Here is a 22,249-nt window from a genome sequence, read left to right on the forward strand (position 1 = left end):
CGCGGCACCCGCCCCGACCGCGTGAACGCGGACACGGGCCATGCGATCACCTGGCCGGCGGCGTCCACCCCTGGCTCGGGATCCGCGCGGTGGGCTGTTCGGGACATGTCCCGAACAGCAATTCCCCTGGTGAACGCCGGGGTTGTGTCGTGAGGATGTGCAGCGTCCGTGGTTCCGACGAGAGGAAGCAACGTGCGGAAGTTCTACGCGATGGGCGTCATGGCTGCGGCCGCCGTCTTCACGATGGTCTCCGTGTCACCGGCGCAGGCGGTGGCCACGAATGTGCAGAGCCCGGGCAATCTGGCCGGGGGCCGCTATGAAAGTTCGACAGACACGTTGTCGATGTGGGACAACTCCGAGATCGACAACGACTATGTGCGGCTGCGGGTCACGAACGTGACGCGGAGTGACCCCAGGGTCTACACCCACGATGGATCGCCGAGCCACAACAACCGGAAGAACGTCCCGATACCTTCGACGTGGCAGTCCGGTGACAAGATCACTCTCTCCGTCTGCTCGGTGGAGCGTTACCACGGGAATGCCAGCTGCTCAGGGACCGCAACGGCCTGGGTGTAGCAGGCTGCGTATGCGAGGCGGCCGCACCGGCTTTCGCTGGTGCGGCCAGGATCGGTGGTCAAGTGACGGCAGAGTGGGCGTACTGCCCGCCCAGGGCCGGATTTCGACCCGGACGTTCGACTTCCGCCGCTGTCGGCCCGGCGTGGTCGACGCGATGCCGAAGCCGGCGGCCGACCTGGGTGTAGCCATGCCGTGGGGCCTCGGATGCCCCGGACATCGCCCGGCGCCCGGCGGGTGGGCGAGTATTCGGGGCCCGGGCCGTGCCCGTGGCCATGGTGGCCGTCGTAGGTCTGTTCGACGCACATCTCGGGTCGGGTCGACGACCCGACCGGGGAGACGACGAGGAGCGAGCCATGGTCACGGATGGTCGGATCGAACGGGCCAAGGCGTGCTATGAACGCAGCGTATTTGCCGGTGACCACGCCGGGCTCGATACGGCCGATCGCGAACTGGACGCGGTGGAGGCCGAGTTGGCACTGTCTCGCGGACGGGTCCGGCACGCTCGGTTCCTGGCGAGGCGGGACCTGGACGCGACCGAGGATCCGGCCGAACTGCCCGCATTCGAACGCGCGTTGGCGTTGTTCCGGGCCCTGGGCCAGGTGCGGGGCGAGGGCGAGTCGCTGTTCTGGATCGGCGTCGTCCATCAGGTCGTCCGACGCGACCACGCCACGGCCGTACCGCTTCTCGAACGCGCCCGCGACCTTGCGATACAGGTCGAGGACCGGGAGACCTTGGCCGAGGCGCTTCGCCATCTCGGCATCGCCGACCATGCCGCCGGTCGTCTCGAGGCGGCTCGGGAGCACTTGACCAGGTCGTCCGAGCTTCGCCGGGCGGCCGGGCAGCCGGCGGGGGTCGCGGCGAACATGGTGGGCCTTGGCTACATCGCCGCCGCCGACGGGCGCCGTGACCACGCGTTGCAGATTCTCGCCGAGGCGGATGCGCTCGCGCGGGCTCATGGGGCGCACGCCATCGTGCTTCAGGTCGAGGAGGCGCGGGCGCGGCTTGGCCAGTGAGTGGGGAGGACTATGCCGGGCCCTTTCCGAACACCGTGAGGATCTCGCGGCCGTTGATTCCGCCCCGGGCGTTGATCCGGTCGATCAGGGCCCTGCACGCCGCTTCGTAGTTGCCCAGGTCGATGTTGACGGACGCTTTGACGCTCGCCATGTCCGGGTAGGCGATGCCGACGTCGGCCCCGGCACACGTGCGGCGCCAAGCCCGTCGTCCGCCAGAGGAGCCGATCGGCTGACTAGGTTCGAAAGAAACTTTCGATGGTGGCCTGGTCAATACCCTGCGGGCCAAATGCTTGTCTCGGTCGTCGTCATCGGTGGCCTGGGCTCGACGAGCGGGCCGGTGCTCGGCGCGCTGTGGGTGATCGGGTTGCCCACCTTCTTCCCCGGCAACTCGATCGTGCCCCTGTTGGCCTCCGGCGTCGGACTGCTGTTGCTGCTCCTGTACTTCCCGGGCGGCCTGGTCCAGATCGGGTACAGCGCCCGGGACGCCCTGTTGTCCTGGGCGGAACAGCGCCTGGGCCCGGCGCCCGCCAAGACCGTCACGGCGCTGCCGAAGGCACTCGCCCGCCCGGCGCGCGCGCCGCTGCCCGAGGACGGCCCCGTCCTCAAGACGGCGGAGATCCGAGTGCGGTTCGGTGGTGTCACCGCGGTGGACGGCGTGTCGATCGAGGTCGGCGCACACGAGATCGTCGGCCTCATCGGCACCAACGGGGCCGGCAAGTCGACCCTGATGAACGCCATCGGCGGATTCGTCCCCGCGACCGGTACCGTCGAACTGCTCGGGCGCGACGTGACCGGGATGGTCCCCGCACGCCGCGCGGCCCTCGGCTTCGGCCGCACGTTCCAGGCCGCGACACTGTTCCCCGAGCTCACCGTCGCCGAGACCGTGCAGATCGCCCTGGAGGCACGCGGCCGGACCGACCTGCTCTCCGCCGCGCTGTGGCTGCCCAAGTCGGTCAAGGGCGAACGTGCCAAGAAGTCCGAAGCAGGCGAACTGATCGACTTCCTGGGACTCGGCCGCTACGCGAACGCGTTCATCGGCGACTTGTCCACCGGCACCCGCCGCATCGTCGAACTCGCCGGCCTGCTGGCCCTCGAAGCGATGGCCGGCGCGGACGCCCTGCTGTCGGCCGATCTGCCGATCGCGGAGAAGCGCGAGCTCATCCACCTGGGCATGGCGCAAGGCAGCCGGTTCGCCGAGCCCACGCCGAACGACGTGGTGTGCCGCGACCTCGAGGTTCCGGTCGGCCACCCGCAGCCCGGGGTCATCCGCGTGCGCACGTATACACCGCCCGGCGACGCCCCGGCCGGCGGTCGCCCGGCACACATGTTCCTGCACGGCGGAGCCTGGTGGCTGGGAACCGTCGAGCACTTCGACTCCGGATGCGGCAACCTCGCCACCCTCGCGGACTGCGTGGTGGTCTCGGTGGACTACCGACTGGCGCCCGAATACCCGTACCCCGTCCCGCTGGAGGACGGCATCGCGGCATGGGTGTGGCTGGGCGAGCACGCGACGGCGCTGGGCGTCGATCCGACCAGGATGTCGATCGGCGGCGGCAGCGCCGGCGGCAACCTGGCAGCCGCCGCGTGCCTGGCCCCGCGCGATCGGGGCCTTTCGATGCCGGTCGCCCAGGCACTCACGGTGCCGGCCACCGACCTGTCGCTCGACTATCCCTCGGTGGCGGAGTACGGCGTCGGCTACGGCCCGGACGCGTCGCTCGTCCGGCAGGCTGTCGCGTTCTACCTCGGCGGCCACGGCGACCCCGCCGACCCCTACGTGTCCCCCATACGCGCGCAGAGCCTCGCCGGACTCCCGCCCGCCCTCGTGATGACCTGCGAGTACGACCTCGGCCGCGACGCCGCCGAGGCGTACGCCCGGCGTCTGCACGAGGCCGGAATCCCCACCACGCTGCGCCGTTGGGACGGCTTCGTCCACAACGCACACGTCTATACGGCCCTGTTGCCCGAAGCCCGCGACTTCCGCGCGGCGTTGGCCGCGTTCCTCCGCGAACACCACCAGGCAACCGCCTGATTACCCGGCACGAGCCGCGCCACGCCACGTGCGGTGCGAGGTCCGATTCGGCGAAGCACGTACGGGAGTTCGCGGTGCCGGAACAGGAAGGCGGTCCCCTTGTGCCGCGCCCCGTCGCACCGCGTGAGCAGGTGGCCGATCAGCTCGGTGGCGACACCCCGGCGTCGGTGGTCGGATGGCACCATCGGCTCGTTGAGCGCGAAGTCTCCTCCCGTGGTGACGAGTTCCTCGACCATCGCGGGGCAGGTCGTCGATGAAACCCGCCACCACGGCCGTTGCGGTCGGCGGTGGCGCAGTACACGCACCCGATCCGGCCGTCCTGCGTGGCCATGCCTGTCGGACATGGTGTCGACCTCCGGTGCCGCGCGATGTGTCCGACGCGGTGCGGACCGCGCGGGGGACGGTTCACGTCACCTGGGTGGGGCTCGGAGGAGCATGAGGGCGGTGTCGTCGGAGGCGTGGCCTCGGGCGTGGTCGGCGACCGTGCGGGAGAGGTGGTTCACCGTCGCGGTGGCGTCCAGGCCACGGGTGGCGCCGAGGGTTTCGGCGAGGCGTTGTTCGCCGAACATGGGGTGTCCGCGTCCGGCGCGGGCTTCGGTGATGCCGTCGGTGTACAGGAGTAGCGCGTCGCCGTGGGCGAGTCGGAAGCGGGTCTCGGTCAGGCGGACGTCGTTGATGAAGGCGCCGACGAGGGTGCCGGGGCAGTGGACTTCCTCGACGCCTCCGTCGGCGCGGCGAATGAGCGGGGGTGGGTGGCCCGCACTGGAGAGGCGGCCGGTGATGCCGTCGGGGCCCGGGCGCAGGAGGGCGAGGGCGGCGCTGAGGAAGCGGTCGTCGGTGCGTTGCTCGACCAGGGCTTGGTGCAGGCGGCGCAGGACCTTGGCGGGGGCGGGGTGTTGGGTGGCCTCGGTGCGGATCGTGTAGTGGGCCAGTGCGGTGATCCTGGCGGCTTCGATGCCTTTGCCGCAGACGTCGCCCATGACTGCGCACCAGTCGTTGCCGCGGGTGTGGAAGAGGTCGTAGAAGTCGCCGACGACGTCGGTGCCGGTGACGTCGGCGGCCAGGTATATCGCGGCGACGTCCAGGCCCGGCACGGTGGGCAGGCGTGGTGGCAGGAGGTTGTCCTGGAGCGTTCGGGCGAGTGTGGCGGAGGCGCGGCCGGCGTCGCGTTCCCGGGTGAGGGCCTGGCGCAGGGCGATCTCGGAGGCCGCCGCGCGGGCCACGGTCTGCAGTGCCTGGAGTTGGGTGGTGGTGAAGGGGCGTGGGTGGGTGTCGACGACGTAGAAGCCGCCGAGGACATGCCCTTTGATGGAGAAGAGGGGGTAGCCGGCCCAGGCTCCGATCCGCGCGGCGGACAGGACCTCGAAGCCGTCGACGCGGGGCGCGTAGCGGGCGTCCTCGGCGATCAGCGGTGCGCGGGTGGTGATCAACAGGTGGCAGGGGCTGTCCGCGAGCCGGTTCTCGCGGGCGGCGGCGTCGGGGTCGATGCCGATCGCGCTCTTCCAGAACGCGCGCTCGGAGTCGGCGACGGTCAGGAAAGCGGCGCGGGCGCCGGTGATGGTCAGGGCCAGGCGGGCGAGATCGTCGAAGAACTCCTCCGGGAGGCTGTCGAGCAGGCCGCCCGCGGTCACCGCCGCGAGTCGCTCCGGATCGGACACGGCGGCCGACGGTTGCGCGGTGATGTTCGAGGTGGTCGGGTCTCGGGTCGTTTCGATGGGCGTCATGTCGTCCTCTTGGGATGGATCCGAGTCGGGTCCGAAGGTGCGCGGCGGGGCTCTGGGGTTTCGGGCGTGTCGGGAGGGCTTGCTGTTGTCAGGGGCGGCCGGCTCTCGTGTCGTCGTCGTCCCCGGTGTGGAAACGCAGTCGGCGGTCGAGGACGGCTCGGGCGGTCTCCAAGAGGGGCGTGTCGTGGCCGAAGGAGTACGCGCGCAGTCGTACCAGGGCTTGGGCCGGCGTGATGCCCAGTTGTGCGCTGACCATGCCGGTGGCTTGGTGGACCTCGGCGAAGTGCAGGCCTTGGCCCTCGGCGAGCAGCGCGGTGGGGGCGTCGGGGTGTGCGGCGGCGCCGATCAGGAGCGAGCCCAGGGATCCGGCCAGGACGAACGCGTCGGTGAGTTGACCGGGGTTCATCGGGCCGGACGCGGCGCGGTGGCCGGTGAGTACGCCCAGGACGATCACTCCCACCCGTAGGGGGAAGGCGAAGATCGCGTGCACGCCGAGGTCCATGATGGCGGGGAGCAGTCCGGGCCAGCGGGTCGGCGAGATCGTGGAGAGCTCGGCGGCGAGGAAGAGCGTGCCGCGGGCCGCGTCGGTGCTGGGTCCTTGGCCCTGGGTGAGTTGCAGGTCCTCCAGCGGCGCGGTCAAGGTGCCGCAGGATTGCAGGAGTTCGGGGGGTGGGCCGGTGGGGGCGAGGAGGAAGGCCAGTCCGTCCAGGCCGAGGGAGTCGGCGCACTCGGGCAGGGGGAGCGGGCCCAGGCCGGGGCCCGCTCGGGCCTGTTGGCCGAGTAGGTATCGGGCCATCGCGCGCTGCGGCACCGAGGTCATCGCGGATCCCGCTGCCTGGGGGCGGTGGCACCACCCGGCGGTGTGTCAGGCACCGGGACCGAGCAGGGCGGCCGGATCCGCGGTGCCGTCCAGGATCGCCCGCGCGACGTCGGTGAGTCGGACGCCGTGGGCGTGGGCGTGGTCGCGCAGCAGCCGGAACGCCTGATCGACCCCGATGCCGCGATGGTGGGCGAGGAAGCCGTTGGCCTGCTCCACCACGATCCGGCTGTCCAGGGTGGCCTGCAGTTGGGTGGCCACGGTCATCTGCTCGTGTGCGGCCCGGTGTTGCAGCACGCCGATGGTGGCGGTGTCGGCCAGGGCCTGTCCCAGGCGCAGTTGCGCCTGATCGAGTGGGCCGGAGCGGTCTCGGAAGAGGTTGAGGGCGCCGATCGTGGTCTCGTGTAGGCGCAGCGGGGCGGCGACCACGGAGGTGAAGCCCATGGCCAGCGCGTGCGGGGTGAAGCGTGGCCATCGTTCTCGCGCCCTGTGGGTGTCCAGCGCGACGTCGGAGACCGGGGCACCGGTGTGGCAGCAGTCCCGGCACGGCCCTTCGTCCCACTCGATGCTCGCCAACTCCAGGCCGCGGGTGCGTTCGTCGGACGCGGCGGCTTCCACCACCCGGCCCTCGGGTGTGGCCAGCATGACCCCGGCCGCCGCGACGTCCAGCAGTTCGACGCAGTGCTCGGCGAGGGTGTGCAGAAAGTTGATGACGTCGAAATCCCGCACCAGCGTGTCCGCGAGATCCACGAACGCCGCCGCCAGCGATTCCTCACGCGGTCGAACGGACACCACAGCCTCGGTTCCCCACGGTCCGTGGTCGACCTGAAGAGAATCGGCCCGGCATGGATTCACTGGTCAGTATCGTCCGGATGGCCTCCCGCGTCCACGGCACCTCTTCGCGGTCGGGTCGCGTTCGCCGGCGCGCACGCGAAGGTTGCCGACGCGCGACCGGCCCGCGACCGGCTCGGGTGTTGATCCGTGGGTCGGTTCGGGAAACGCCCTCGCCCGGTCCCGGCGCGGGCGACGTCGTGCCGACCCCGGATGGTGGGTCACGGTCGACGTGAGCGCCCGAAGCCGCTCGCGAACTCACGTCCGTGGCGATCGACTTCGACGATCAGGGCGGCGGATGTCCGGGCCCGCCGGGGTCGACGAGGGTGTAGTCGGTGCGCTTGCGGGCCGGTCTACCGCCACCATTCACCGTGTGGCCGGCGCGCGGTCGACCGGTCCTGCGCGACGACGACGCCCCCGACGGAGGTGGTCAGGGGCGCGGGGCGCCCGCGCAGTCGTGGCACAGGTCGTCCGGGGTATTGGGGGGTACCGGGGTCCGCGGGGAGAGGTTCGCTCCCGCGCGGAACCTTCGCGAACGCACGTGGGGCGCGGAGGTCAGCGGTTCGTGCCGGTGGGCTCGCCGAGGGCCGCGCGCACCCAGTCGTGGGCGCTTCCGGGATCGAGGGCGGCGAGAAAGTCCGTGAGCGTGCCGTCCCAGCTGCGTCGTGCGCAGTCGGCGGCTGCTGCCGCGACGGTCTGCCGCGTGTCCCGGTCCGCGCAACGAACCAGCGTGACGGCCGCGTGCGGGCCGGCTTCGGCGAGGATCTCGCGGGCCTGCTCCTGCGCTCCGACGTGTCCTTGACGCGCGTGGACGGCGTGGACCTCGTCCTTGGCGCCTTTCCACATCGAGCGCAGTCCCACGAGTCCGATCGTCCATGCGAGGGAGACGGCCATCAGGGTGTGCGTGAGACCACTGGCCGTGAGCACGCGGGACCGTGTCAGCTTCAGCGACCCGTCGGTGTTGCCCGTGATCACGAAGGCGGTCGTTCCGTCCTTGCGCGCCTTCCTGCGAAAATCCCGGCCGAGCGATGCCGGCATGTGTTCGGCGCTTCGGTGGTCGTCGAAGGCGGCGACGACCACCGCTTCCTGCCCGGATTCCGCGACCGAGTCGGGGTCGGAGGTCATGTGCGTACCCTTCGCGGCTGAGCGACCCGGTCAAGAACCCGGCCACCGGGCACGACCGGGCCCGCTCGGGTGGCCCTACCACTCCATGCCAACACGTATCGAGCGACGGCGCAGCCGTGGAGTGCGGCAACAGCGTCGAACAGCCTTGACCCCATCGACCACTCTTTGTAGCCGGCGCGTCGTTGCCGCGCGTTGGCGAAGGGGCGAGTCCGGTCTCGAAGGCGACGTCCATCGGTGTGCCGGCGTTGGCGGCGTGACGAGGGATGCACGCTCAGGCGAACCCGGCTTCCGAACGCGCAGCGGAGTTGGAGTTGGTGCAGGGGGCGGGCGAAGTCCTGGGGGAGTGTCCGCTCCACGATCGGCCGCAGTCCGTCGGGCGGCAGTTGCTCGGCTGTGTCGTGGAGGACCTGGCGCGCGTCGTCGTGGAGCCAGGGCCTTTTGCGCCACGCGTCCTGAGCCCTCGCGGTGCCAGGCAGGCCGAGCGGCCTCGGGTGGGAAAGACCGTTGCCCTTCGACGACTTCTGCCTGTAGCAAGAAGATCTTCCTTGCTGGAGAACAAACTTCTTCCTGTGTATGGACAATTCACGCGGTCGCGTGGAGGCTGAGCCCGATCCCTCCGGCCCACGAGGATGGAGACACTCGGCGGCTGAACACACGGGCAAGCCGCCCCGCGCCGCGCCGGTGGAACCCGGCTCGGTCGTCGTCGGTCCTCGACGCAGGGGGATCACGGATGGCCGGTGGTCGCTCCACGGGCCATGTCCCGAACGGTGCCGAGCACGCCCTGCGCAGGCGCGCCTTCGAGGCGCGAGTCGAGACCTCTACGACCAGGAGGCGTCATGTCCGACTCCCATCGCCCACCCTCCGTTTCCCGTCGCGATCTCCTTCGGATCGGCGGATCGCTGGGCATGTTCCTGGCGGCCGCGTCGCTGCCGACCTTCACGGCGCGCGCCGAGGCGATCCGGCCCTCGTCGGCCTCGCCGGTACCGGACGCCGACGCCTTGAAGCTCTGGTACAGCCGGCCCGGGGCCGAAGCAGCCATCCTCGAACAGGGCCTCCCGATCGGCAATGGCCGGATCGGCGCCTTGGTGACGGGCGACCCCGCCCGTGACGCCCTGTACGTCGCGGACAACACCTTGTGGACCGGCGGGCTGAACGCCACTTTGGACCGGGACGGCCAATTCCCCTACGGCAGCGATAACTTCGGTACGTTCGGGTTGCTCGCCAAGGCCTTCCTGTCGATCCCCGCCCACGCCGCCGAGGTGATCGAGAACTACCAGCGTCGACTGGACCTGAGCAACGGACTCACCGTCACCACCTACCGTTTCGAGGGCGTGACCTACCGCCGCGAAGTCTTCGCCAGTCACCCGGACGACGTCGTCGTGGTCCGGCTGACCCACAGTGGCGGTGGGTCCTACACCGGCGGCCTGAAGCTGGAGGGGACCAGAGGGGAGCCGGTCACGGCCGACCGGGCCGCCGCGACGGTCTCGTTCGGCGCGACATTGGCCAACGGCCTTCGGTACGGCGCGGTCGTTTGCGCGACCGGTACGAGCGGGACGGTCTCGGCGGCCGGTGCGACGGTGAGCTTCGCCGGATGCTCGGAGGTACTCATCGTCGTCTGCGCGGGCACCAATTACTCCACGAACGCCGCCACGGGATTCAAGGACGCGTCCGTGGACCCGGTGGCGACGGCCCGCGCGCGGGCCGGCACCGCCGCCGCCGTGGGCGGCGCGACCCTCTTGGCCACCCATGTCGCCGACTATCAGCCGCTGTTCCGCTCCCTGGCGGTCGACCTCGGCCCCTCCACCGCGGCGCAGCGATCGCAGGACACCGCGGCCAGGCTCACCGCCCGGGGAGCCGCCGGCTCCGCCCCGGACCCCGAACTGGAGGCGTGCTACCTACAGTTCGGTCGCTATCTGATGATCGCGGGTTCGCGCGGCGGGCTCCCGCTCAATCTCCAGGGTCTGTGGATCGACCGCAACGACCCGAGTTGGATGAGCGACTACCACACCGACATCAACGTGCAGATGAACTACTGGCTGTCCGACCGCGCGGGATTGTCGAGCTGTTTCGACGCCTTCGCGGACTACTGCGTGAACCAGGTGGCGTCCTGGCAGGAGCAGACCCACGCGCTGTTCAACGATCCCCGCAACGGGTTCCGCAACAGCTCCGGCAGGATCGCTGGCTGGACGACCGCGATCTCCACCAACATCTACGGCGGCATGGGCTGGTGGTGGCACCCGGCCGGGAACGCCTGGCTGTGCGTCCAGTTGTTCGAGCACTACGAATTCACCCTGGACGCCGCGTATCTGGCCAGGATCCACCCACTGCTCAAGGGCGCCTGCGAGTTCTGGGAGGCCCGGCTGCTCACCAGCACGATCACCGATCCGGCCACCGGTGCCTCGCGTCAGGTCCTGATCGACGACAGCGACTGGTCTCCCGAGCACGGCCCCACCGACGCCAAGGGCATCACCTACGCCCAGGAACTGGTCTGGCAACTCTTCCGGGACTACCGCGCGGCATGCGCCGTGCTCGGTCGTGACCTCGCCCACGCGGCCGTCGTCGGCGAGCTCCAGAACCGGCTCCACCTGCCGCGGGTCGGTGCCACCACCGAACGGCTCCAGGAGTGGATGACCGATGAGGGCCTCGGCGAGACCGCCCATCGCCACCTGTCCCCGCTGATCGGCCTCTTTCCCGGCGACCGGATCAGCTTCGAGGACGGCCCCGCGGCACTGGTCGTGGGCGCCCGCAACCTCCTGGCCGACCGAGGCACGGGGGGCTTCGGCTGGGCCTGTGCCTGGCGTGCGCTGTGTTGGGCCCGGCTGAAGAACGCCGACAGGGCCTACGAGTTGGTCACGACGGTGATGAAGCCGTCGGTGAACCACGGCAACGGCAGCGCCATCAACATGTTCGACATGTACAGCTTCGGTGGCAGTTCGACCTTTCAGATCGACGCCAACTTCGGCACCGCCACCGCGATCCTCGACATGCTGGTCTACTCGCGGCCGGGCCTCGTCGAACTCCTGCCGGCCGTTCCCGCCGCCTGGCAGGCGTCCGGCAGTGTTGAGGGCGTCGGGGTACGCGGCGGGTTCACCGTGGACTTCGCCTGGACCGCCGGCGCGGTCACCACGCTCAGCCTGCACAGTACGGCCGGGACCGAGACCACCGTCCGGGTCGGGTCCTGGGAGCGGGACGTCCGGCTCGCCCCGGGAGGATCCGTCACCCTCGCTCCAGAGGTTCCTCCGGCGGTCTTCACCCTGGTCAACCGCCGAAGTGGCAAGCTGATCGACGTCCCCGGGTCGTCCGACGACCCCATCGGACTCATCCAGTACTCCTCGCGCGGCTCGAACAATCAGCACTGGAGGTTCAGCCCGGCTCCCGGCGGCGCGTACCAGATCACCAACGTGCACTCCGGGCTGGCCATGGACGTCTTCGAAGGCACCCAGCGAGACGGCGCCCCGATCATCCAATACGCCCCCACCGGGGCCACCAATCAGCTGTGGAACCTCGTCGACGCGGGCGATGGGCACGTCAAGCTGGTCAGCGTACGCAGCGGCAAGGTGATCGGTGTGACCGGGGACTCCGGCGACGACGGGGCGGCTCTTGTTCAACAGGCCGACTCCGGAAGCATCAGCCGGCACTGGCGCCGCGTTCCCCTGTGATCGGCTTCACGAGCGTCCACGATTCCAGCGGGGAGCCGGATGCCGGCACCGTGGGAGCGGCCGAGGCCGTGGTCGGCAGGTCGTCCCCGACGACGCACCGGCGGCCCAGGGAGGTTTCGTCGACGAAGGCGTCGGCGACCTCGTCGAGCACGGAACGCCGGTAGACCGCGGCCCGCCCGATGGGACGGATCATCGCCCTGCCGGACACGGTGAACGCGGGTAGCCTGTCCCGTCCTTTGAAGCGTGCTCCCGCGAACTCCCAGACGCTGACCGGGTCCAGGGCGTGCTGGGCGGTCGCGAGGCCGCCCACCCGGGAGTCGGCGAACGGGGCGCGGACCGTTTCGGCCACGTCGGGGGCCCAGACGACGTCGGAGTCGACGAGTGCGACCAGGTCGGCGGGGACGGTCCGCCATCCTCGTCGCAGTGCCTCGCGCTTGTCGGCCCTGTCGGTGACGAGAACGCGAACGGGCGGGCGACGCGCCACGTCGAGGCAGGCACGGTCGTCCTCGTGGATGACACAGACGACTTCGGACACGTCGTTGGACAGCCACGATTGCAGTGCGGGGAGCCGGACCTCCTCAGCAGGGGATTCAGCCCCAATGCGGACGGCAGACCGGACCCCGGCAACGGTTCGTACGGGCGCATCGGCCTACCCCGCGGGGGCTTCGACACGCTCGGTGGTTACGACGAGCGGTTGCTTCCGATGGGCTGCCAGGACAGCGACCTGGTCGACCGGGCACGCGCCCTCGGCATGAGCGTCGTCCGCGTTCCCCAGCAAGTGCCGTTCGCCATCCGTAACTCGGACGCCGAGAAGACGAAGTACACCGGGAGCCCGTCGAGTTGGCATGAGACGTGGCAGCGGAACCTTCACCACGCGCAGGAGAACCTGCGTCTCGGCCGGCTCACGGTGAACCGCGACCGCACGCCGGTCAAGGTCCTGCTCAACTTCACCCAGCGGGTGGAGCTCTGACCCGGGGACGAGAGACCGTCCTCGTACCGAGTTTGATCAACCCGATCGGCGCCCCGTAAGGCCCTCGCGGGCACGGCGGCCGGTCCGGGCGCGTCGGGTGCTCGATCGATTCTTGACATCCGTCACCGCTCTCCGTAGTTTCTCAATGTCTTTGCTTGCAAAGCAAAGACATTCTCCTGTCGATGCCAGCCGAGAGGTCATCCCATGTCGGAGCAACACCCGGGACCAGCGGATTTCAACGCACACGTCATCGCGGAGTTCCGCGCCAACGGTGGTCGAGTGGGCGGCATGTTCGAGGGCGCCTCTCTCGTCCTGCTCACCACGGTCGGCGCGCGCACCGGCCGCCCGCGCACCAACCCCGTGGTCTGGGCATCCGATGGCGACCGAACCCTGATCTTCGCCTCGAACGCGGGCGGTCCAAACCATCCCGCCTGGTATCACAACCTGCTCGCGCGGCCACAGGTCGCCGTCGAGCTGGGTGTCGACGACGCCGGGCGTGCCGTCGTCGAGACCTACGTCGCGGAGGCGACGCCCCTCGTGGGCGCCGAACGCGACCGCCTCTTCGCGGCCCAGTGCGACCGCGATCCGGCCTTCGCGGCCTATCAGGCCGGAACATCGCGGGTGATCCCGGTGGTGGAGCTCCGCCGGATCGGGCCCGCGGAAAGCGACGAGGACGGAGCGTAAAGGCTCGTTTGGCGGGCAGTTCGCCGGCCGGGCTTTCCCGAGTCGACCGGCCGGCGACGTTCCGGTCCGGTTCGGGTTCTCCCGAGTCGATCGGGTCGGCGACGTCCCGGCCCAGGTTCGTTGCCGTAACGCTTCGCGGATCGACTGCCTCCCGACGGGCCGAGCCACGGCACCGAAGGCCGTGGCCTCCATCCGACGACGGATGAAGACACGGGCCCGCGCCGGGCCGCGGCGATGATCCGCGCACCCGCCTCCCGGGACGCAGATCGCAAAACCACCGATCGGCCGATGCCCCCGCCGCGTCGGCCGATCGACGAAGCGCCGGTACGGCCCCGGCCGCACCGGCCCAGGCCGGCCCAGGCCGGCCGGCCTCGGCAGGACTGGGCCGAACGTTCAGCCCCGGGCCCGAGAGCCGCGGCACCACCCCGAAACCTGCTGTACCGGCGGCACGAAGGCCCGCGAGACCGGGCGGTCTTGACGTGTCTTCCCGCGCCGAAGCGACCTTGCGTTCAACGCGATGTGTGTCGAAACGACGACACGCCGAAATCAGGGAGCCACCCCATGCCCAGTTCCACGCAGGATCCGAGCTCCACGCAGGATCCGAGCTCCACGCAGGATCCGAGCTCCACGCAGGATCCGAGCTCCACGCAGGATCCGAGCTCCACGCAGGATCCGAGCACGAAACACAAGGACCCGGTGGCGGATCCGCGCTACAGCCCGCGTCGATGGGCCGCGCTCGTCGTGACGCTGGCCGCCGTGCTGATGGACATGATCGACGCGACCGTGCTCAACGTGGCACTGCCCTCGCTGCGCGACGACCTGGGCGCCTCGTCGGCACAGGTGGAGTGGGCGATCGCCGGATACACCCTCGCGTTCGCCGCCGCCATGATCACCGGGGGCCGGCTCGGCGACATGTACGGGCGCCGTCGGGTGTATCTCGCCGGGCTCGGGAGCTTCGTCGTCACCTCCGCTCTGGCGGCTTCGGCCACCGGACCGCAGATGTTGATCGCGGCGCGCGTACTCCAAGGCGTGGCCGCGGCCCTGATGGTGCCGCAGGTCCTCGCCATGCTCCAGGTCGAGTTCCCCAAGTCCGAGCACGGCAAGGCGATGTCGATGTACGGCATGTGCTTCGCCCTCGGCGGCCTCGGGGGCCCGCTGCTGGGCGGAGTCCTGCTCGACGCCGACCTGTTGGGCCTCGGCTGGCGACCGATCTTCCTCGTCAACATCCCGATCGGCGTCGCGGCGTTCATCGCCGCCGTCGTACTCACCCGGGAATCACGCTCCGAGCAGGCACTGTCCGCGGACGTACGCGGCACCGCCATCGCCACGGCGGGCCTGCTCGCACTGCTCTACCCCTTGGTCGAGGGGCGCCCGTTGGGATGGCCGCTGTGGATCCTGGCGGTGACCGCCGCCTGCCCCCTCCTGTTGTGGCTGTTCGTCCGACACGAGCGGATCCTTGCTCGCCGCGGGGGATCGCCCTTGGTGGATCCGGCCCTGTTCCGCCACCGCGGCGTGATCGGCGGACTCTCGGTGGCCGTGCTCTTCTTCTGCGGGACCGCGTACACGTTGGTGCTCACGGTGCACCTCCAGACCGCCGCCGGGTACTCCCCACTGCGCACGGCGCTGTCGATGATCCCCTTCACCATCGGGGTCGGTATCGGCTCGGGCTTCGCACCACGACTGATGCCGCTGGGCCGCACGGTGGTGATCCTCGGCGCGCTGGTCATGGCGGCCGGAATGGCGCTGATCGTGTTCAGCGTCGATCGGTACGGCACCGGCATCGCGCCCTGGCAGCTGATCCCCGGTCTGGTCGTTGCCGGGCTCGGCATGGCCATGGTCGCCGGCACGCTGCTCACCATCGTCCTGGCGAAAGTACCCGAGGCCGAGGCCGGCGCGGCATCCGCGCTGATCAACACCTCGATTCAGGTCGGCGTGGCGGCGGGTGTCGCGTTGATCGGGACCGTCTACTTCGGCCGGCTCGACGGCGGACACGACGGGGTGGAATCCGCGGTGATCGGGATGGGCGTGGTGATCGGGCTTTATCTCCTGGCCGCGGTCCTGGCGCTGGTTCTTCCGCCCGGGGCGGTCCGGGGAACACCCGCTCCCGCTTCCCGTGTTCCTCAGGGGAGCGATGCCTGACGGGTCGGTGTCACCGCAGTGATGCCAGTGCCGGGGTAGCAGCCAACGCCGTTCATATGCACAGGAGTTGTGCTCTCGGGCGAGATCGGCGGGTGCCGGCTGCGCTGAAGTCGTCGGGCCGGCTCCGGTAGCCCGTCGGCAGGCCCGCCGCCCCGCCAACGCCGCTGCGGCCCAGCGCAACCGGACGCCCGACCCGCACAAGGATGCCCTTGCCGTGCGCCCGCGCACCGGCCGATGGGGCGGAGTCCGGGAATCGTCGTGACACGTGATGATCGACGTGTGCTGGCGGGCAGTTCATGCAGTCGCTCGGCTGGGCTTCCGCCGGCCGAGCGTCTTGCGTGGGTCGCTGTCGAGTTCGGCTGAGACGGTGTCCGGGTGTCGGTGGTCGTGCACCGAAAGGTCAGCGACCCGGGGGAGTACTACCGCACCCGTCACCGGGGAGGACGTCCTCGACGAGGAAGCCGGCTGCCCCGCCCGACCGCGCAGCGCGTCGAAGCCGTATTCGTAGGAGCGTCAGCGTGCCCTCGTGCTTTCGCGTGGCGCATCGTCCTGGACGGTCGCGCGGGCGAATGCCGCGATGTCCGGCAGGGCCGGCTGGTAACCGTGTGAGGTGTCCACGGTCAGGGTGGGGACGTCCAAGGAGATCGACACGAAGGATTCGAGCGAGTGCTCTCCGGCGGCGATGGCGTCGAGCAGGGCCTGGTCGCCATGGGCGGCCCGGTGGGCGTCTTCCTTGGCGCGCCGGCCGATGCGGTCGTGGGCGACATCGGCCTCGGTCGCGCAGCGGATCACGCGGAGGTGCGCAAGGCCGGTGAGCGGCTCGAGGTTCGGCCGCCAGAGCCGGTCCTGGTAGGCCGCTTCGGCGACGAGTGTGACGCCGGCGCTCAGGAGCACCTTGACCACCCCGAAGAAGGCCTCGAGTGTCGGGCGGTTGAGGGGGTCGTCGCCGCCACTCCGGTGGCCCGGGCGGGACATGACCATGCCCTGCTTGATCTCGTCGCGGATGACGGCGGGGCATCCGAGGGCTCGGGCGAGTGCGTGCGCAAGGGTGGTCTTCCCGGTTCCCGGACCACCGCTCACGACGACCAGTGTCGGTGTGCTCATCGCGTGTTCTCGCAGGTCGGCATGGCGCTCCCGGTTGTGGCGTCGTCCCGTCGGAACGGGGATGGGTGGGCACGGTTTCCTTCCCGGGCCGGAGGGGGCTGAATCCGGGCTCGCGAGACAGTTCGGCTGAGTTCCGGTCGACCGGCCGTCGTGCGAAGGCTGCCCGGCTCGCCCTGCCTTTCAGGCACACCGCCGCCGACCGGCCCGGCGAGGCGCCGACGCGGCCACAGGTGTGGAACGGCCCGGCGCTCCGGGGGACATGGCCGCGACCCACGTCACCGACCCCACCCGCCTCGAACCGGCTGTGGTGTGTGGGCGTCTCCTCCGACTGCGGGGGAGGAGACACCCGAAGCTACATTCAGTGGTCCGGCTTGCGCTGTTCCCACCACTGATACAGCACGATGAGTACTACGGGGACCACCCCGAGTACGACCGCAGTCCAGGACCGCGACACGGCCAACGCCACTGTCAGTACGGCGAATCCGCCGATTACCGCCTTCATTCCGCCCCCTCGCGGGCGGCCCGCTCGGCCGCCGACCTCGAACCGTACGCCTGAGCGCCTGTGCGCACCAACCCCGGGACCCACCGGAGCCACTCCCTGGTGGTGCCGTCGCCCTCGGCCCAGTCTCCGGCCGTCCGACCCCCGGCCGTGGCGCGCGAGATTTCATGCCGCTGCCCTGCCCCGCCCTGCGGTGCCCGGGCCGGGGGCGGCATGCTGCCCGGTGGATGGCCGGCCGCCGCTCGACGTCCGCCGCGCGTACGACTCGGCCCGCAGCGGCCGGTGTTCGCCGTGCGCCTCACTCCTGCCCGGGGCCGAGGTCCGTGAGCGCGACTCCCAGCCGGCGTACACCCTCGGTCAGCTCGGCGAGGTCGGCTGTGGCAGCGAACCCGATACGTAGGTGACCCGCAGGTGGCTCGGTGGCGAAGTAGCGACTGCCGGCGCCGACGGCGACGCCGCGTTGCCGGGCGGCGCCGGCCAGGACCATGTCGTCCACGCCGGGCGGCAGACGAACCCACAGGCGTAGTCCACCCGCGGGCAGCCCGGTCAAGGTTGCGTCGGGGGCCTCCCGGGCGAGCGCGTCGGCCAACACGGTGCGGCGCTCCCGGAGCGCCGCACCGAGCGACCGGACGTGCCGATCCCAGGACGGGGAACCGAGCACCTCCAGCGCGGTCTCCTGGAGCGGGCGGGTGACGAAGAAGTCGTCGACCACACGCACCGCCCGCATGCGCTCCATCACCGGCCCGCGGGCCACCAGAGCCCCGATCCGCAGGCTCGGTGCCGCGGGCTTGGTGAGTGAGGTCACGTGCACGACCGTGCCGTCCTCGTCGTCCACCACCAGAGGTCGCGGCACGGCGCCACCGTGTCCCAGGTGCCGCGCGAAGTCGTCCTTGATCACGAACGCGCCCGAGGCGTGCGCCACATCGAGGACTTGGCGGCGTCGTTCGGGCGCCGGCACGGTGCCGGTCGGATTCTGGAACGTCGGCTGGCAGTACAGCAGCCGTGCCCCGGTCATCGCGAACGCGTCGGCCGGCATGTCGGGCCGTACCCCGTCGGCGTCGAGCGGTACCGGCACCGGTCGCAGCCCCGCGGCGCGGGCCGCGGCCAAGGCCCGGGGATAGGTGGGGGACTCCACCAGCACCGGGCTGCCCGGCCCGGCGATGGCGCGGAACGCGATCGACAGGGCACTCTCCCCGCCGGCGGTGACCAGCACGTCCTCCGGGGTCACGCCGCCGCCGACGATGCGGGCGAACACGGCGCGCAGCGCCGTCAGGCCGCCGGTCGGGGCGCGGTCCCAGGCATCCGGACGGCGTGCCGCCCGTGCCAACGCCGCGCTCAGAACCCGGGTGGGCTGGAGCGAGCGGTGCACGTAGTCGCCGTCCAAGGTGATGGTCCCGGCCGGTGGCGGTCCGAGCGGGTCGGCGATCTCCCGGAGGGGCATCCGGCGTTTCCGACTCGGTCGCGTCTACCTCGTCGCCCAGTCGGCCCTTCTCCTCGGCCCGATGGCGATCATCGTCGCCGGTGGCCCCCGGCCGGTGATGGTGGGGATGTTCGTCCTCTCCTTCTTCATCACCTACCTCGGGCTCGGCGTGGCCGGCGTCGTCATCGTCAGCCTGCGCCAGGCGAGCACCGCGCAGTCGATGATGGGCCGGATGACGGCGGTCTTCCGCACGTTGCTGTTCGGCGGTGGCGCACTCGGCGGCCTGTCCACCGGTCTGCTTGCCGGCCGGATCGGCGCCCGGGACGCGTTGACCGTTGCGGCGTTCGGATCCGCCGCCGTGCTCATCGCACTCGCCCTTTCCCCGGTGAGTCGACTCCGTGGCCTGCCCTCGGCACCGGAGGAACCCGTCACGGCGGCACCGGAGGAACCTGTCACGGGGGCAGCGGAAGAACCCGTCACGGCAGGAGCGGAGGAACCCGTCCCGGCGGCAGGGGAGGGGTGGGGCGCAGGTTGATACGGAGCGAGAGCGTGGTTGCCGGACCGGGCGCGGGTGTTCGTCTTCTCCATCCGGCCGCCGGCGACCACCGCGTTGCCTTTTGCCGCCTGACGGAGCACAGCGGCGCCTCGGCAGCCGTCGCAGCCATCGGATGCGCGCCATCGCCGACCGCGTCCACTTGGCCGAGGTCGGCCGCCACCACCGGCTCGACGGCCAGAGTTTTGCGACAGGGTTGCAACACACGGGTATGGACACGGTCGTCGAGCGCCGGCGAAGATCTCCCCATGTCGTCGCGGGAGTTCCAGCTGATCCGGTTGTCGGAGGCCGAGCGGGAACGCGCGTTGGGCGTGCTGCGCGACGGCGCCGGATCGGGGCGGCTGTCCCACGAAACGTTCATGCACCGGATGCTGATCGTGCTCAACGCCCGCAACCGCGTCGAAGTCGCTGACGTGATCGCGGATTTGCCCGCGCACGAGTCGTGGTGGCCGAGACTGCTGCGCCGCGTGGCGACGCGGCTGAACGCCCTCGTGTCCGGGGCATCGCGCGTCTCCCGCACGGTGGAGCCGCGCGTGCCCGGACTGCGACTGCCGGATCCGGGTTCGGCCGCCATGCACATCGGACGCAGCCACCGCGCCGATCTTCGGCTCGCGCACGATTCCGTCTCGCGCAGGCACGCGCGATTGTGTGTTCGGGCCGACGGTTGGGTCCTGGAGGACCTGGGTTCGATGAACGGTACGCACGTCAACGGGCTGCGCATCATGGGCCCGGTGTCCGTGCGGCCGGGTGATCATGTGCGGTTCGGAGTCGTGACCTACCGTCTGTCGACCGGATAGCGAACGACCCGGGGGAACGGCCAAGTCCTGGTCGGGGAACGGAACTTCATGGGCCGGTGGTCGGGCCCGGTCGCCAGGCGGTAGGGGGCGAGTGCGACCGGGCCCACGGCTGTTCAGGGCACGGTGATGACGATTTTGCCGCGCGCGTGGCCGGTGGCGCTGACGTCGTGAGCCGTGGCGGCCTCCTTCAGCGGGAACACGGCGTGCAGCGGGACGGTGAGGCGGCCGCGGTCGGCGAGATCGGCCGCCGGCGGCAGCCCTGCCCAGCCCGGCGACTCCCCGGCTTCGGAGCGGGAGAAGCGCACGCCGTGTCGGTCGGCGTCGAAGTCCGCGAGGCGGCTCTCCGCGATGAGGCCGGGCAGCTTGCCGGGCCGTGCAACCGGGCGGGAAACGACTCAGACGACGATGACCCGGCGTCCCCGACTGTGACCTGTTCGGCTGTCGATGTGCGCCGCCACGGCCTCCGCGAGCGTGTACGACTTCTCGACCGGGATGTGGAGCCTTCCCCGCGAGATGAGGTCGGTGGCCTCGGCGAGCGCGTCCGGCACGCTCCCGGCGACGCCGGAGAATCGCACACCGAACTCCGGCGCACCGAGATCGGCGATGGAGATCACCTTCCGCGGGTCCCCGGTCAGCTCGACCAGCTCGCGGATCACGCCCGAGCCGGACAGATCGAGGGCTGCGTCGACACGGCCGAGCTGCCGCACCCGCTCGACCCAGCCCTCGCCGTACGTCGTGGCGAGGGCGCCCAGGCCGCGCAGATAGTCCTGGTTCGCGGCCCCGGCGGTGCCGATCACCGTGATGCCGCGCTCCCGGGCGATCTGTAGCACCGCCGATCCGACTCCCCCGGACGCGCCGCTGGCCAGCAGTGTCTGCCCGGGCCGCACACCGACCTCGCGGATGATGCGCAGCGCGGTCTCCACCACGGAGGGGTACCCGGCGGCCTCTTCGAACGTGAGGCCCTCGGGCATCCGCGCCCAGGCCGACAACACGGCGAACTCGGCGTAGGTGCTGTCACCTTCGCCGAACACGTGGTCGCCGACCTTCACCCCTTCGACGCCCTCGCCGACCTCGTCCACCACCCCGGAGGCGTCCAGCCCGACGCCGGAGGGCAGCACGGTCGGATGGGCACCGAGGACCTGCCCTTCACGGATCCGCCAGTCGACGGGGTTCACGCCCGCCGCCCGTACGGCGATGCGGATACGGCCGGGGCCCGCGTGGGGCTCCTCGGCGTCGATGAGTTGTAGCACGTCCGGACCGCCGAACTCGGCGAAGCTCACTTTCTTCATGCGGTCGACCGTAACACTAACAGTTGTTGTTTTGGAACCGTTACTCCTTTGGATTTGATAGTGTCAGCGGCATGACCGTGCCGACCGGACGCCGCGAACGCAAGAAGGCCGCCACCCGCCAGAAGATCGCCGACACCGCCCTGCGGCTCTTCCTGGAACGCGGATACGACGCGGTGGGCATCCGCGATGTGGCCGCCGAGGCCGACGTGGCCGTCACCACGCTCTTCTCCCACTTCGCCTCCAAAGAGGCCCTGGTGTTCGAGCAGGACGACAACTTCGAACAACGCCTCACGCAGGCGGTCACCGACCGCGCACCGCACGAACCGCTCATCCCCGCACTGCGCCGCGAGATCCAGGCCATGGTCCGGCACTGCACGGGGGACGGCACCGCCCCGATCTACCGCATGATCGACGAGTCACGTGCCCTGCGGGAGTACGAGGAGTCGATGCGGCTGCGCCATGCCGACTCGCTGGCCACGGCACTTGCCGCCGATCCCGACCTGGCACAGACCACGACGGCCTGCCGAACGATCGCGAGGTTCGTGATCGACGCCTATTCGCTGGCCCGCGAGGCGGCCGACCCGCAGGCCGCCATGGACGAGATCTTCCGGATGATCGAGGCGGCCTGGGAAGTCACCTGACCCTCTGCGAGCAGTCCCAGGGGCGCGGTCGGACTCGATCCGCTCGGCGACTGTCCGCTTCCCGCAGGCGTTCCAGTGGCGCGGCACCAGTCACAGCGGAACCGGCGAACCCGCGGGTACACGACCGCGACGAAGTCGCCAATGGGCGAGCGCGGTCAGGTCGCCGGCTTGGCGGCAGAAGCGTCGAAGGGGGCCAGGGCCCGGGCGGCGATCCGGTCTTGAAAGCCTGCGTCCAAGGGCGGCGGCCACCGCCCACGCCACCCGGCCGGCGTCGGTATCGGCCGCGTGCGCACGGGTGACGTTCGCCGATGCCTCGCGGTGGAGGCCGGTGAGGTACGCGCGGTTGTCGCCGGCCGGACGCGGGGCCGCTCCTGCGCCC

The 22,249-nt window shown here is 70.7% G+C and carries 19 protein-coding genes and 3 pseudogenes; 11 read left to right on the forward strand and 11 right to left on the reverse strand.

All coding sequences use genetic code 11. The features are described from left to right. Positions 1-192: 192 nt before the first annotated feature. Together OG948_RS54210 and OG948_RS54215 are read left to right on the forward strand one after the other, a co-directional pair. Entirely contained in the window at positions 193-576 is a 384-nt protein-coding gene (locus OG948_RS54210; protein ID WP_331772466.1) for a hypothetical protein, read from the forward strand. Positions 577-929: 353 nt separating this feature from the next. Further along, a complete protein-coding gene (locus OG948_RS54215; RefSeq protein WP_331772467.1) occupies positions 930-1,589 on the forward strand; it encodes a tetratricopeptide repeat protein in 660 nt (219 codons plus the stop codon). A gap of 10 nt (positions 1,590-1,599) precedes the next feature. Here OG948_RS54215 and OG948_RS54220 read toward each other — a convergent pair whose 3' ends face one another. After that, the gene (locus tag OG948_RS54220; protein ID WP_331772468.1) at positions 1,600-1,740 is read right to left on the reverse strand and encodes a hypothetical protein; all 141 of its coding nucleotides are present in this window, start codon (positions 1,738-1,740) and stop codon (positions 1,600-1,602) included. Between the two features lie 135 nt (positions 1,741-1,875). Between OG948_RS54220 and OG948_RS54225 the strand changes: the two are divergent. Both OG948_RS54225 and OG948_RS54230 read left to right on the forward strand, forming a co-directional pair. Continuing rightward, positions 1,876-2,688, forward strand: a pseudogene (locus OG948_RS54225) (ATP-binding cassette domain-containing protein); the annotation flags it as partial. After that, positions 2,674-3,618 carry an alpha/beta hydrolase gene (locus OG948_RS54230; RefSeq protein WP_406300925.1) on the forward strand — a complete coding sequence of 315 codons (945 nt, stop codon included), beginning with the start codon at positions 2,674-2,676 and terminating at the stop codon, positions 3,616-3,618. The pseudogene OG948_RS54225 and the gene OG948_RS54230, both read left to right, overlap by 15 nt. Before the next feature lie 410 nt (positions 3,619-4,028). Here OG948_RS54230 and OG948_RS54235 read toward each other — a convergent pair whose 3' ends face one another. From OG948_RS54235 to OG948_RS54250, 4 genes are all read right to left on the reverse strand, one after another. Further along, positions 4,029-5,342 carry a GAF domain-containing SpoIIE family protein phosphatase gene (locus OG948_RS54235; RefSeq protein WP_331772469.1) on the reverse strand — a complete coding sequence of 438 codons (1,314 nt, stop codon included), beginning with the start codon at positions 5,340-5,342 and terminating at the stop codon, positions 4,029-4,031. 88 nt (positions 5,343-5,430) lie between these two features. Continuing rightward, positions 5,431-6,162 carry an ANTAR domain-containing protein gene (locus OG948_RS54240; RefSeq protein WP_331772470.1) on the reverse strand — a complete coding sequence of 244 codons (732 nt, stop codon included), beginning with the start codon at positions 6,160-6,162 and terminating at the stop codon, positions 5,431-5,433. A 45-nt stretch (positions 6,163-6,207) separates the two neighbouring features. Next, entirely contained in the window at positions 6,208-6,951 is a 744-nt protein-coding gene (locus OG948_RS54245) for a GAF and ANTAR domain-containing protein (RefSeq protein WP_331772471.1), read from the reverse strand. A 594-nt stretch (positions 6,952-7,545) separates the two neighbouring features. Further along, complete coding sequence (locus OG948_RS54250; RefSeq protein WP_331772472.1) at positions 7,546-8,115, reverse strand: hypothetical protein; 570 nt, start codon at positions 8,113-8,115, stop codon at positions 7,546-7,548. Between the two features lie 836 nt (positions 8,116-8,951). Here OG948_RS54250 and OG948_RS54255 point away from each other — a divergent pair. Continuing rightward, positions 8,952-11,774 (forward strand): glycosyl hydrolase family 95 catalytic domain-containing protein, encoded by a 2,823-nt coding sequence (locus tag OG948_RS54255; protein ID WP_331772473.1) that lies wholly within the window; start codon positions 8,952-8,954, stop codon positions 11,772-11,774. Here OG948_RS54255 and OG948_RS54260 read toward each other — a convergent pair. After that, positions 11,743-12,309, reverse strand: a complete 567-nt coding sequence (locus tag OG948_RS54260) for a glycosyltransferase (RefSeq protein ID WP_331772474.1) — start codon at positions 12,307-12,309, stop codon at positions 11,743-11,745. The two genes, OG948_RS54255 and OG948_RS54260, sit on opposite strands and share 32 nt — an antisense overlap. On the opposite strand from OG948_RS54260, the gene OG948_RS54265 reads away from it, so the two are divergent. The 3 genes from OG948_RS54265 to OG948_RS54275 all read left to right on the forward strand — a co-directional run bounded on the left by OG948_RS54265 (position 12,283) and on the right by OG948_RS54275 (position 15,567). Then, on the forward strand, positions 12,283-12,744 hold the full coding sequence (locus tag OG948_RS54265; protein ID WP_406300757.1) for a glycosyltransferase family 2 protein: 462 nt from the start codon (positions 12,283-12,285) through the stop codon (positions 12,742-12,744). The genes OG948_RS54260 and OG948_RS54265 overlap by 27 nt on opposite strands. 204 nt (positions 12,745-12,948) lie before the next feature. After that, positions 12,949-13,428, forward strand: coding sequence for a nitroreductase/quinone reductase family protein (locus OG948_RS54270; protein ID WP_331772476.1), 480 nt, complete (start codon positions 12,949-12,951; stop codon positions 13,426-13,428). Positions 13,429-13,989: 561 nt separating this feature from the next. Continuing rightward, complete coding sequence (locus tag OG948_RS54275; RefSeq protein ID WP_331772477.1) at positions 13,990-15,567, forward strand: MFS transporter; 1,578 nt, start codon at positions 13,990-13,992, stop codon at positions 15,565-15,567. 513 nt (positions 15,568-16,080) lie between these two features. On the opposite strand, the gene OG948_RS54280 is transcribed toward OG948_RS54275, so the two are convergent. The 3 genes from OG948_RS54280 to OG948_RS54290 all read right to left on the reverse strand — a co-directional run bounded on the left by OG948_RS54280 (position 16,081) and on the right by OG948_RS54290 (position 18,611). Further along, a complete protein-coding gene (locus OG948_RS54280; RefSeq protein ID WP_331772478.1) occupies positions 16,081-16,671 on the reverse strand; it encodes an AAA family ATPase in 591 nt (196 codons plus the stop codon). 358 nt (positions 16,672-17,029) lie between these two features. Then, positions 17,030-17,173 carry a hypothetical protein gene (locus OG948_RS54285; protein WP_331772479.1) on the reverse strand — a complete coding sequence of 48 codons (144 nt, stop codon included), beginning with the start codon at positions 17,171-17,173 and terminating at the stop codon, positions 17,030-17,032. Between the two features lie 295 nt (positions 17,174-17,468). Continuing rightward, complete coding sequence (locus tag OG948_RS54290) at positions 17,469-18,611, reverse strand: PLP-dependent aminotransferase family protein (RefSeq protein ID WP_331772480.1); 1,143 nt, start codon at positions 18,609-18,611, stop codon at positions 17,469-17,471. Between OG948_RS54290 and OG948_RS54295 the strand changes: the two are divergent. Then, a pseudogene (locus OG948_RS54295) lies at positions 18,574-19,026 on the forward strand (MFS transporter); the annotation flags it as partial. The gene OG948_RS54290 and the pseudogene OG948_RS54295 overlap by 38 nt on opposite strands. A gap of 365 nt (positions 19,027-19,391) precedes the next feature. Then, entirely contained in the window at positions 19,392-19,940 is a 549-nt protein-coding gene (locus OG948_RS54300; protein WP_331772481.1) for a DUF1707 and FHA domain-containing protein, read from the forward strand. Positions 19,941-20,053: 113 nt separating this feature from the next. Here the strand turns inward: OG948_RS54300 and OG948_RS54305 are convergent. Then, positions 20,054-20,275, reverse strand: a pseudogene (locus OG948_RS54305) (zinc-binding dehydrogenase); the annotation flags it as partial. Positions 20,276-20,335: 60 nt separating this feature from the next. After that, entirely contained in the window at positions 20,336-21,229 is an 894-nt protein-coding gene (locus tag OG948_RS54310) for an NADP-dependent oxidoreductase (protein ID WP_331772483.1), read from the reverse strand. A gap of 71 nt (positions 21,230-21,300) precedes the next feature. Here OG948_RS54310 and OG948_RS54315 point away from each other — a divergent pair, with 71 nt between their 5' ends. After that, on the forward strand, positions 21,301-21,870 hold the full coding sequence (locus tag OG948_RS54315; protein ID WP_331772484.1) for a helix-turn-helix domain-containing protein: 570 nt from the start codon (positions 21,301-21,303) through the stop codon (positions 21,868-21,870). The last annotated feature ends 379 nt before the right edge of the window (positions 21,871-22,249 follow it).

Source organism: Embleya sp. NBC_00888 (assembly GCF_045207655.1).
Taxonomy (GTDB): domain Bacteria; phylum Actinomycetota; class Actinomycetes; order Streptomycetales; family Streptomycetaceae; genus Embleya.